Source organism: Acidobacteriota bacterium (assembly GCA_018268895.1).
Classification (GTDB): Bacteria; Acidobacteriota; Terriglobia; order Terriglobales; family Acidobacteriaceae; genus Edaphobacter.
In genome coordinates this window covers 23,055-35,384 of sequence record JAFDVP010000009.1, presented here as the reverse complement: position 1 = coordinate 35,384, position 12,330 = coordinate 23,055, and the positions used below count along the sequence as shown (strand labels likewise).

Here is a 12,330-nt window from a genome sequence, read left to right as displayed (position 1 = left end):
GAAGGACCTGCGGTTTATATCTCCGAGCCACAACTGACCGGGTACCCCATCCTTGTGCAACAAGGGTGAGAATGATAAGCGTCCACCCTTAAAAGACCAGGGGTACGGCGGTAGCCGTACCCCTGCCAAACAAACACCAAACTAAGCCTTGCCCAGCACCTTAGCCATGGCATCGCCAATCTCAGCCGGAGACTTCACAACAGTAATCCCCGCAGCCGTCATCGCCGCCATCTTGCTCGCCGCCGTACCCTCGCCGCCCGAGATGATCGCGCCAGCATGACCCATCCTGCGTCCCGGAGGCGCCGTCTGCCCCGCGATAAACCCGACCACCGGCTTCTTCACATTGGCCTTGATGTACGCCGCAGCGGCCTCCTCGGCCGTGCCGCCGATCTCGCCGATCATGATGATTGCCTCGGTCTCCGGGTCCTCGTTCAGCAGCTTCAGCGCATCGATATGCGTCGTCCCGATAATCGGATCGCCGCCAATACCGATCGCGGTCGACTGCCCAATCCCGCGCTGCGTCAACTGGTACACCGCCTCATAGGTCAACGTGCCCGACTTCGACACGATGCCCACCGAGCCTTCCTTATGAATCCGCCCCGGCATGATGCCGACCTTCGCCTTGCCCGGCGAGATCACACCCGGGCAGTTCGGACCTATCAGCCGGGTCCTTGAACCATCAGGCCGAGACTGCCGCACGATCTCCCAGGCCTTCACCATGTCCAGCACCGGAATGCCCTCGGTGATGCAGATGACCAGCGGAAGCCCCGCAGCCGTAGCCTCAAGAATTCCGTCAGCCGCAAACGGTGGAGGCACAAAGATCACCGAAACATTCGCGCCCGTCTCCTTCACGGCCTCTTCAACAGTGTTGAACACCGGCCAGCCTTCATGCGTCGTGCCACCCTTGCCCGGCGTAACTCCACCGACAACCTTGGTGCCGTACTCCTGGCAGGCCTTCGCGTGGAACGTGCCTTCGCGTCCTGTAATACCCTGAACGATCAGCCGCGTATTCTTATCAACTAAAACTGCCATTACGATCTCCTCAACCCACTCTTGCTTCGGAACCCGCTCTAACTTTCTCGAACCCTTTTCTTGCTCTTGCTTCTAGGTAGCCCGAGGCTTCAGCCTCGGGTCTCACACGCAGCAAAAAACAAGGGGCTTTAGCCCCTGGGTCTGCACTATCCCTTCGCCGCCGCAACCGCCAACTCCGCCGCTTCCTTCATCGTTGCGCCAACGCTGAACTTCAAACCCGACTCCGCGAGAATCTTCCGGCCTTCTTCAACATTGGTTCCTTCGAGTCGAAGGATGATCGGCAACTTAACTCCGAGCTTCTTCGCCGCAGCAACCACAGCCGTCGCCAGCACATCCACACGCAAAATGCCGCCGAAGATGTTGATGAAGATCGCCTTCACATTCGGGTCGCTGAGCAGAATCCCAAAAGCATTCTCGATCTGCTCCTGGTTCGCGCCGCCGCCCACGTCGAGGAAGTTCGCGGCCTTACCGCCCGCGTACTCGATGATGTCCATCGTCGCCATCGCCAGACCCGCGCCGTTCACCATGCACGCAATCGAGCCATCGAGCTTGATGTAGTTCAGCGCAAACTTCGAAGCCTCCACCTCAAGCGGGTCCTCTTCCGAAAGATCGCGCAGCTCCTTCAAATCTTTGTGGCGGAACATCGCGTTGTCGTCGAAGTTGATCTTGCAGTCCAGTGCCAGCAGCTTGTCGTCCTTCGTCGTGATGAAGGGATTGATCTCCATCAGCGTCGAGTCCGTCTCAACGAATGCCTTGTACAGCCCCAGCATGAACTTCACCGCGTCATTGATCTGCGTCGGCTTCAGTCCCAGCTTGAACGCCAGCTTGCGCGCCTGGTACGGCTGCAACCCAAGAGCAGGGTCGATGTACTCCTTGTAGATCTTCTCGGGAGTCGCATGAGCAACCTCCTCGATCTCCATGCCGCCCGCCTGCGATGCCATGAACACCAGCCGTGCCGCCGCGCGATCCAGCACGATGCCGAGATAAAGCTCGCGATCGATCGCCGAGCCCTCTTCGACCAGCAGACGCTGCACCTTCTGCCCCTGCGGCCCCGTCTGGTGCGTCACCAGCTGCATGCCCAGGATCGCCTTCGCCGCCGTCGACGCATCCGCCAGCGACTTGACCACCTTCACGCCGCCGCCCTTGCCGCGGCCCCCGGCGTGAATCTGCGCCTTCACCACGACAACGGCATTGCCCTTGTCGAACAGGTCCTTCGCCGCGCGGTCCGCCTCTTCCAGCGTCTGCACCATCTCGCCGCTCGGAACCGGCACACTGTACTTACGCAGAATCTCTTTTGCCTGATACTCGTGAATTTTCATAGATGTCTTCTGAACTCCAGGGTCCCATTGAGCTTACTCGTCTGGGATAGAAACTCCACCCGCGCGAAAAGTGTAGCGAACCCACGCAACCGCCCGCAATGCGAAGCGCGAACAACAGTGCGGTTATCGCGCCCAGTCCATGAAAAGACATACACTCCCACCTGCTACCTTTAAATGGAATGCCTCTTCAACCTCACCTCAGGCACGTCATCGAAGGCCGCGCCACGCTCACACGCGAGCAGTCCCGCGACCTGCTGCATCAGATACTCGACGGCGCTCTCTCCGACATCGAAATCGCCGCCCTCGCCGGTGCCCTCGCCGCCCGTGGCGAAACCCCCGCTGAACTCGCAGGCTTCGTCGACGTCATGCGCTCCAACGTCACCTCCATCCCGCTTGAGTCCAACGAGCGCCTTCAGCTCGTCGACACGTGCGGCACCGGCGGAGACGCCAGCCGCACCTTCAACATCTCCACCGCCGCCGCGCTCGTCGCCGCCGCCGCGGGAGCCACCGTCGCCAAGCACGGCAACCGCGCCATCACCTCGCAGACCGGCTCAGCCGACGTGCTCGAAGCCCTCGGCATCCCCGTCGGACTCAATCCTCCCGACGCCGCCACCGCGCTCCGCACGCACCGGTTCGCCTTCCTCCACGCGCCTTCGCTTCACCCGGCCATGAAGGCGGTCATGCCTGTGCGCAAGGCCCTCGGCGTCCGCACTGTCTTCAACCTTCTCGGCCCGCTCACCAATCCCGCCGGGGCCTCGGCGCAGGTCATGGGAGTCTACGCCGCGCACGCGGTCCCGCTCGTCGCCGAGGCCATGGCACTGCTCTCGACACGCCACGCCTTCGTCGTCCACGGAACCGCCGAAGCTCCCGACGGCTCAATCAAAGGCCTCGACGAGATCTCCATCTCCGGCCCCACCACCATCGCCGAGGTCCACAACGGCATCGTCACCCTCTCCACCCTCACCCCCGAGGACGCAGGCCTCACCCGCGCCCCCATGGACACGCTCATCGGCGGAGACGCGCAGACCAACGCCCGAATCCTCACCGCCATCTTCGCCGGAGAACCCGGCCCCCGCCGCGACATCGTCCTCATTAACGCCGCCGCCGTCCTCGTGGCCGCCGACCTCGCCCCCACGATCCCCGCCGGAGTCTCCCTTGCCGCCCGCACCATCGACTCCGGCGCAGTCACGAAACTCGTCGAAGCCCTCCGCGCTCTATAAGCTCTCGCAAATCAGCCTCTCTCCTAATACCTTGTCATCCTGAGCGGAGGCGAAGCCGAAGTCGAAGGACCTGCATTTGTCCTCCGCCACCAACGACCGGGTGCCCCATCCTTCGCAGTCTCACCGCGAAGGGTGGGATGTATACCGCTTCCCCGCCAGCTCTTGCCTGATGGGGGAACATTTCACCCACAATTGCGTATCATCGCTTTGCAATCAGGAGGAAGCGATCACCCCATGTCCACCTCGACCTACCCGCCGCCACACCTCACCATCGACCCTTCCCTCATCACCTCCGCGCTCGAGCTTCCCGGCTACCGCATCGTCCGCAACCACGGCATCGTGCGCGGCATCGTCGTGCGCTCGCGCAACATCTTCGGGACCCTCGGCGCAGGCCTCCAGACCATGCTGGGCGGCGACATCACCATCTTCACCCAGCTCTGCGAGAAGACCCGCCAGGACTCCTTCGCCATAATGGCCCTCCACGCCTCCCAGCTCGGGGCCAACGCCGTCATCGCCTTCCGCTACGACGCCAACGAGCTGATGAACGGAGTCACCGAGGTCCTCGCCTACGGCACCGCCGTCACCGTCGAGCGCATCTGAATATCCTGCGCCATTCTGACCCTTGAACGAAGTGAAGGAGAAGAATCTCCGTAGTTCCTCCGCATCGCCACAAACCTCCGGGTGCCGGGTACCCCATCCTTTCGGAGTTTTATCCCGAAGGGTGGGATGAACACGCCCTCCCGGCCAACTTTCGGGTGCGTGTGCCCACATCTCGACTCTGAGATGTTCCAAGCCTCCCCCACGCCTCCGCGCCCCTGGCGTTAAAATAAAAAACCGTGCCGCTTTCTCTAGGATCATCCGCTGTCGTTGCTCTCTTTGGCCTCTTCGGTGTTATCGTGTGGCGGCTGCGCGAGGGCCGCCGTCCGGTCACGCTGAAGACGATCGTCATTCCTCCCCTGGGCATGTCCACCGGCTTCTCCATGTTCATGGTTCCGGCCTTCCGCGTTCACTGGACATGGGCCTTCGAGGCCTTCCTCGTCGGAGCCTGTATGCTGTCGGTCCCGCTCATCCGCACCTCCCGGCTCATTCTTGAAGACGGCATCGTCATGATGCGCCGCTCGAAGATCTTCTTCGGCGTCGTGTTGTTCTTGGCCGCCATCCGCTACTTCGCCCGCGGCTACATCGGAAAGATCATCTCCGTCGAGCAGACCGCCGGGCTCTTCTTCATCCTCGCCTTCGGCATGATCCTGGTCTGGAGAGCGAGCATGTACTTCGAGTACAGGGAACTCTTCCGTTAAAGCATCGTATCTTTTGGGGGTCAAAGGCCCCGCCTATACCAGCCTGGGGTGAAGCCGGGTGCCGGGTGCCCCATTCATGACGCGGCTTCATCGCGGCATGAGTGGGCATTCGCGCGAAGCGCGAACCGCTCCTTCAAAAGAAAAGGGCGTGCGAAAACCCTCGCACGCCCTCACAATGCTTCCCTTAGAACACGTACTTCGCCGCAAGTTGAAACCGCCGCGGCGTTGTGTTGACCACGCCATCCACGGCTGCATTCAGCCTGGTGAAGCTCGATGACGTATAGTTCTGCGATCCCGTCGTGTCGTAGCTGACCGTATTGAAGATGTTCTGCCCTTCCAGTCGAAGTTGCAGAGTCTGCTCCTTGAACGTCCGGAACGACTTCGAGAAGTTGGCATCGGCGTTCCACGTCGCGTTCTGCCGAAGCCAGTTGCGGCCGATATTTCCCATCTGTCCGGGAGCGGGCGTCGAGAACATCGCCCTCTGCTCCGCCGTCAGGAAATAAAGCTGGCCGTTCGACTCGCGATGGACCTTGCCCATATGTTTGTCGCAGTTCCCCGTGCAGTTCGGCGTCGACTGCACCGTTCCCGCAAACGTATTCGAGCCCGAGTACAGCGTCAGCGGACGCCCCGACTGCCAGTTGCCGTCTCCCGACACCTCCCAGCCGCCAACGATCGCCTCCACCGCGCGGTTCCAGTTCACGCCATACTTGCGCGCGTGCCCGAACGGAAGCGAGTAGACGAAATACCCGCTGATCACCTGTGCGTTGTCGAAGTCCGCCGGAGCGTAGTTCAGCCGTGGCTGGTGATAGTCGAACGGCGTGCCCGCCGCCGACTGCGACGATCCCGTAGCGACCGTCGTAAACGTTGGGTCGAACGACCGCGTATCCATCGTCCTCGAATACGTGTAGTTCACCGTCGTCAGCAGCCCCGAAGAGAAGCGCTTCTCCAACTGAAGCTGCAGGCCGTTGTAGTTCGAGTAGCCCCGCGTCTCCAACACAAACAACCCGCCAAGATACTGCGAGTAGGGCTTGAAGAACGTGTCCGGCAGCCCCGTTCCATTCACGATCGGGAGCCCATTCGGCTGTCCGGTCGCTGGTTGCAGTCGTGTCGCCAGCGAGTTCGCCAGCCCCCCAACGTTGTTGGTCACCAGGTTTGCTTTATAAAGGCGATTGACGAAGTCCCTCCCGTTCTCACCCGCCTTCCGCCGCGTGTCCTTCGAGATGATCTGCGTCATCAGCGCGTTGTCGTTGCCCGCCTGCACGTCCTTGAACGCCGCCAGGAACCCGTTCGAGTTGATCTCCGACTGGTTCGAGTCGTAGCCACCGTAGAGATGCGTGCCGTGATTTCCGATGTAGGAGATCGTAAACACGGTGTTCTTCACCAGCTCACGCTGAATGCTGAGACCCCACATCTGCACCGTCGGCGTCTGCATGTTCGGATCGGAGACCGTCAACGAGTTGGCGCTGTACGTCGGCGGCGTCAGCAGGCTCGTCGGAGTCGCCGCCGGAGCCGGAGGGGCCCAGTTCTTCGCGCGCAGACCCATCTTCGTCGGAACTCCGCCAGTGAAGCTGTCCTGCCCGCTCGTCGCATCGGTGATCTGATACAACAGCCCCGGCATCCCCTGAAAGACGGTCGACGAGAACGAGAACGAGTTGATGCGGTCGTACGCTATCCGGAAGTTGCCCCGGATCGATGTCTTGCCATCGTGGAACGGATCGTAGGCAAAGCCAATCGACGGCCCAAAGTTCGTCCACCGGCTATCCATATACTTCCCGTGAACGAACTGCAGTTGCGAGGTAAACGGAACCCCATACCGCGGGACCTGGTTCGGCACCAGCCCCGGAATCGTATGGAAGTCCGGCGCCGACCGCGCATCCAGCCGCAGCCCGAAGTCCAGCACGAGGTACGGCGTCGCGTGCCACGAGTCCTGCACGTAGAAGTCGTACTCCGGCCAGCGGTGGTCCATGTAGTTCACCGTCCCCGCAGGCTTGAACGCGGAGAGGTCGCGCTGCGCCACGTAACCGGCCTGAAGTTGACCGACTCTTCCCAGCAAATCGTTGAGCGCGGCATACAGGCCGGGCTGATCGAAGGCGGCGTTGATGTTGCTCGATGCCTTCGGCGTGTTGTATCCCACCGTGTCCGGCGCATTCGAGCCGGTCGAGAAGTTCACCTGCGGAATCGCATTCAGGTTTCCGATCGAGCCGCGCTCATCGATCTCGCGGCCGTAACGGAAGTTCACACCCGCCTTGAAGATGTGAGCTCCGCGTACGAACGTCACGTTATCGACCAGTTGGAAGGTCGTCAAATAACGGTTATTTCCCAGAAACGAGTTCAGCGGCGAGGCCGGCGTCAGGCTGTTCACCGTATTGAAGGTGAACGGCATCTGCTGACCCTGGGCAATACCCGGATTCTCAAACCGGTAGCCGAACCGGTTCATGCCGACGACAAACTCATTCGTCACCTTCGCCGTAGGACTCCAGCGATAGTTGATAGCAAGGTTGCGCGGCAGGCGAAACGTATTGACCACCGCCGGCCCGCCGGGGAAGACCTGCTGGCCCGCATTGGTAATGTCGGCATAGGTATTCTGATGTCCCGACATCCACCGCACATACACCGAGTTCTTGTCGTTGAAGCGATAGTCCACCTTGAACGTCAGGTCGACCTGCTTGTCCGTCGAAGGAGCGACGAACGTATAGCCTCCAGTGTTCAGGCCATCTCCGACCGTGTAGGTATTCGGCAGCGGCGCCAGCTTCAGAAACGACGCCACAGACGGGTCCAGCCCCACATGGAACGGATCGTTGGCGACCATGTCATAGGTGCTGTACGTCTGGATCGGGTTTCCATTCGCATCCACGGACGGCGCAGAGATGACATTGTTAGAACTGTCACGTACGACCGGGGTCCCAACGGGAGCGTTCCTTAAAACTCCGCCCGTGCTGGTGACATACCGGAACTGCCCATTGCGCGCCGCCTGCGTATACACCGTCCTCGTCACCGTCGACGAAGAGAGCGCGTGGAGAAGCTCGATGTTGAAGAAGAAGAACGCCTTGTCCTTCCAGATCGGCCCACCGATCGAGCCCCCCGGAATGTTCTGAACGAACTGAGAGCGACCCAACTGCGGGGATGCCGCCTTGTTCTGCGGCGAGTTCGCTCGCAAAAACGGCGACTGATAGAACCAGAACAGGTTGCCGTGCCACTGGTTGCTTCCCGACTTGGTCACCATAATCACCTGCGCGCCCGAGTTGCGGCCATACTCCGCCGTCGGAGCCGACGTGATCACGCGAAACTCCGAGAGCATGTCCGGGTTCTGGTGCGGCGGCGAGGTGTTCGATCCGCCCGACGAGCTCTCGTTCGCGTCGATGCCGTCCAGAACATAGTTCCACGCGCGGTCGCGGGAGCCGTTCACGCTGATTCCGCCCCCCGTCGCATTTGCGCCGTTCGACACGACGCCGGGCATAAACTGCACCAGTCCCAGCGGGTTGCGTCCACGCGTGCCCACGATCGGCAACTCTGTCAGCGTCACGCTGTCGATCATTCCGCCGAAGTTACCCGACGACTCCGTCTGCACCAGGTCGTAGCCGCCCTCGACCGTCACCGTCTCCGTGCTGCCGCCGATCTCGAGCCTCGGATTCACACTCGTCGGCACGCCGATCGCCAGCACGTTCCCCGTCGAGACATACTGCTTGAAGCCCTGCCCCTCGGCCTTAATCGTGTACCGCCCCACCTGCAGCAGGTCGAAGGCATACGTTCCCGCCGTCGACGACTTCGTCGTAAACACGGCGGCCGTGCCCTCGTTGATGGCCGTCACCGTAGCATTAGCAACCACCGCTCCCGACGTGTCCGTCACAACGCCCGAGATACGGCTGGTGGTTCCCTGCCCCATAGCGATCGAACAGACCGCCAGAACCGTTACGCATAACGACAACAGCCTTCGCAATTGCATCGTAGTCTCCATAAAAAACCGTCAATCCGGTTAAATTGCTCACAAACCCGGCACTCAGAACCAAAAACGTTCAGAAGAACCGGGCGTCTTAAAAACCCTTCTCACGGCAACAGGTCAAACCTGAAATCGGTAGTGCTTTTTATTCTTTGGAATTCGTAAACGCTAACTTCGTCTCATCACAATGTCAAGACAACTCGACACAAACTGCCCGTTGACAAAGAGTTCCCGGGGGTTTCGTCCCCCGTTATCCACCGTCTCTCCCCTGCCAGCCCGTTTACGATAGCCACATCCCCAGGCGAGAGGCCGCACCGCGCACCATGCAGCAACCCAACACCACAGGCCGCACCGAGATTGGCAGGATCGAGATCGGCAGGATCGAAATCATTACCGGTCCCATGTTCTCCGGCAAATCCGAGGAGCTCATCCGCCGCCTCAAGCGCGCCCGCATCGCCCGCCAGCGCGTCGCCTGCTATAAGCCCGACATCGACCTGCGCTACCACCGCACCGCCATCGCCAGCCACAGCTCGCAGACCCACGACGCCTCCGTCGTCACCCCCAACAGCGACCGACTGCGCGAAGACCTCTTCTCGAACGGCAAGATCGGCGAGGTCGACGTCATCGGCCTCGACGAGGTGCAGTTCTTCGACAACGACGTCATCCCGCTCGCGCTCGAGCTGGTCCACCTGGGCAAGCGCGTCATCCTCGCCGGCCTCGATACCACCTTCGCCAATGAGCCCTTCGGCCCCGTCCCCAACCTGATGGCGTTAGCCGACGAGGTCACGAAGCTCTCCGCCGTCTGCATGACCTGCGGAGCACCCGCCATCCACACCCAGCGCCTCGGCCAAAGCCAGGAACTCGTCGTCGTAGGAGCCGCCGGCCTCTACGAAGCCCGCTGCCGCACCCACTTCCAACCCTTCATCGACGAACACCAGAGCGAACAGCTCGAGTTACCCACGGTCGGCTGACTCCAACTAGCGCTTTGTGACCGGGATGTTGAACCATAAAATACATGCTGGTGATCAAATGAGCGTCGCAGGTCTGGTGCAGAGCGTTGATTTCTTCCGATTGGACGCAAATCGGAAACTTGCGCCTGAACGTCGCACCGATCTTGGACAGTTCATGACTGCCCCAGCCACGGCCCGGCTGATGGCATCCATGTTCGATGCAGAAGAAAGCCACATCACACTGCTGGACGCCGGAGCTGGCGTTGGGTCCCTCACGGCGGCGTTCATAAGTGAGATATGCAACCGCCAGCAGAAGCCACGCTCCATTCAATCCACGACTTACGAGATTGATCCCGTTCTCAGTGGATACTTGCTGGACACGCTCGCGCAATGTCGAACGACTTGCGAACAAGCCGGAATAGCTTTTGAGTCGAAGCTCCTTGAAAAGGACTTCATTGACGATGGTGTTCGACAGCTTCGACAGGAGATGTTCGGCGAAGTCAGGCAGTTCAACTGCGCCATCCTCAATCCGCCCTACAAAAAGATTGAGAGCGACTCAGAGAGCCGGCTGATGTTGCGTGAAATCGGCATCGAAACATCTAACCTGTACACAGGATTTCTCTCCGTGGCGCTAAGACTGCTTGCTCCAGGCGGCGAACTTGTTGCCATTACACCACGCAGTTTCTGTAACGGTCCCTACTTCAAGCCCTTCCGCCAACTTCTGCTGGAGACACTGACTCTCAAACGGATTCATGTCTTTGAATCCCGTCAGGTTGCGTTCAAAGATGACAGCGTTCTACAAGAGAACGTTATTTTCTATGGTGTTAAAGGGGCGTCTCCTGCGAATGTAACGATATCTTCAGGCGCGGGCCCGGAAGACGAGCAGATCACCATTCGAGAGATTCCCTATGAGAAGCTGGCTCGCAAAGGCGATCCCGATTGTTTTATTCATATCGTTCCCGATGAGCTCGGAGCCTCAGTCGCCGAGCACATGTCGTCGTTGGAGACAACACTGAATGATCTGGATTTAGAGGTATCCACCGGACGGGTGGTCGATTTTCGCGCTACTTCATTTCTGGAGATGGAACCTGCTGAGAACACCGTTCCCCTGATCTATCCTCGGCATCTTGAGAATGGTTATGTCAAATGGCCAAAGGAACCCGGCAAAAAACCGCAGGCCATGAAAATGCTACCCGGCGCCGAAGCGTTACTGATTCCCAGCGGAGTCTACACACTCGTAAAACGGTTCTCCGCAAAAGAAGAACAAAAGCGGATTGTGGCCGCAGTGTACGACTCGACTCGCATCAACTCCGGTCAAATCGGCTTCGAGAATCATCTGAATTACTTCCATCACAATGGAGGCGGTATCCCCTTCGACATTGCGAAAGGGTTGACCGCTTTTCTCAACTCGACGCTCGTTGACATGTATTTCCGCCAGTTCAACGGACACACACAGGTAAACGCCACGGACCTGCGCAGCTTTCGGTACCCAACCGCTCACCAACTCAGAGCACTGGGCAACAGAATCGGCGATGTATTTCCCAACCAACAGACAATCGACGACTATGTTCAACAGGAGATATTCGGTTTGGCAATGACAAAACTCAAGCCCGTCAAAGCAAAAAAGAAGATCGCCGAAGCTCTTGAAATACTGAAAGATCTTGGCCTGCCGCGAGAACAACAGAACGAGCGTTCCGCGCTAACGCTCCTTTCATTGCTGGACATCAAGCCGGATACATCATGGTCGAAGGCCGAAGACCCGCTACTAGGCATCACGCCAATGATGGATTACTTCCGGGAATATTACGGCAGAGTGTATGCCCCCAATACGCGCGAAACAGTGCGCCGCCAAACCATTCATCAGTTCCTCGACGCTGGAATCGTCTCCATCAACCCAGATGATCTTGAACGCGCGACCAATAGCGCAAAGACGGTCTATCGAATAGAGCCCGGCCTTCTCGAACTGCTCAAAACCTTCGGGACACCTGCATATCGGAAGGGACTGGAGACATATCTAGCGTCTATTGAAACCCTGAAGACGAGATACGCTCGCGAACGCGAGATGAAACGAATCCCTATCCAGGTTGCCAAAGGCAAAACAATCACCCTTTCCCCAGGCGGGCAAAATATCCTCATCGAGAGGATCATTGAAGACTTCTGCGAAATCTTTACCGTTGGCGGAAAGCTTATTTACGTTGGAGATACCGGTCAAAAATGGGCTTACTTTGACGACCGTCTGCTCAAAAAACTGGGCGTTGCGATCGAAGCTCACGGCAAGATGCCTGATGTGGCGGTTTATGTAGAGAAGAAAAACTGGCTTGTTCTTATTGAAGCAGTCACCAGTCATGGACCAGTCAATCCAAAACGACGCGGTGAACTAAAGAAGCTTTTCAAAGATTGCTCCGCGGGCCTTGTCTTCGTCACCGCATTCCTCGACCGGCATGCCATGTTGAAATACCTGAACGACATTTCATGGGAGACCGAGGTGTGGGTCGCAGATGCTCCGACTCATCTGATCCATTTCAATGGCGAAAGATTCCTCGGCCCTTATGAAGACAAAGAATAGCGTCTGAC

General features: G+C 59.2%; 8 protein-coding genes. 5 read left to right on the top strand and 3 right to left on the bottom strand.

Translation table 11 applies throughout. The features are described from left to right. Positions 1-141: 141 nt before the first annotated feature. Together sucD and sucC are read right to left on the bottom strand one after the other, a co-directional pair. A complete protein-coding gene (gene sucD, locus JSS95_12035; GenBank protein MBS1800540.1) occupies positions 142-1,032 on the bottom strand; it encodes a succinate--CoA ligase subunit alpha in 891 nt (296 codons plus the stop codon). A gap of 146 nt (positions 1,033-1,178) precedes the next feature. Next, positions 1,179-2,351 (bottom strand): ADP-forming succinate--CoA ligase subunit beta, encoded by a 1,173-nt coding sequence (sucC, locus tag JSS95_12030; GenBank protein ID MBS1800539.1) that lies wholly within the window; start codon positions 2,349-2,351, stop codon positions 1,179-1,181. Between the two features lie 179 nt (positions 2,352-2,530). On the opposite strand from sucC, the gene trpD reads away from it, so the two are divergent. The 3 genes from trpD to JSS95_12015 all read left to right on the top strand — a co-directional run bounded on the left by trpD (position 2,531) and on the right by JSS95_12015 (position 4,869). Then, on the top strand, positions 2,531-3,571 hold the full coding sequence (trpD, locus tag JSS95_12025; GenBank protein ID MBS1800538.1) for an anthranilate phosphoribosyltransferase: 1,041 nt from the start codon (positions 2,531-2,533) through the stop codon (positions 3,569-3,571). A 234-nt stretch (positions 3,572-3,805) separates the two neighbouring features. Further along, the gene (locus JSS95_12020; protein ID MBS1800537.1) at positions 3,806-4,171 is read left to right on the top strand and encodes a YbjQ family protein; all 366 of its coding nucleotides are present in this window, start codon (positions 3,806-3,808) and stop codon (positions 4,169-4,171) included. Positions 4,172-4,407: 236 nt separating this feature from the next. Then, complete coding sequence (locus JSS95_12015) at positions 4,408-4,869, top strand: cytochrome c biogenesis protein CcdC (protein ID MBS1800536.1); 462 nt, start codon at positions 4,408-4,410, stop codon at positions 4,867-4,869. A 184-nt stretch (positions 4,870-5,053) separates the two neighbouring features. Here the strand turns inward: JSS95_12015 and JSS95_12010 are convergent, their stop codons facing one another. Beyond that, positions 5,054-8,812: a carboxypeptidase regulatory-like domain-containing protein gene (locus JSS95_12010; GenBank protein MBS1800535.1), complete on the bottom strand. Its 3,759-nt coding sequence runs from the start codon at positions 8,810-8,812 to the stop codon at positions 5,054-5,056. Between the two features lie 317 nt (positions 8,813-9,129). On the opposite strand from JSS95_12010, the gene JSS95_12005 reads away from it, so the two are divergent. Continuing rightward, positions 9,130-9,777, top strand: a complete 648-nt coding sequence (locus tag JSS95_12005) for a thymidine kinase (protein MBS1800534.1) — start codon at positions 9,130-9,132, stop codon at positions 9,775-9,777. Between the two features lie 25 nt (positions 9,778-9,802). Further along, positions 9,803-12,322: an Eco57I restriction-modification methylase domain-containing protein gene (locus JSS95_12000; protein ID MBS1800533.1), complete on the top strand. Its 2,520-nt coding sequence runs from the start codon at positions 9,803-9,805 to the stop codon at positions 12,320-12,322. Positions 12,323-12,330: the final 8 nt, after the last annotated feature.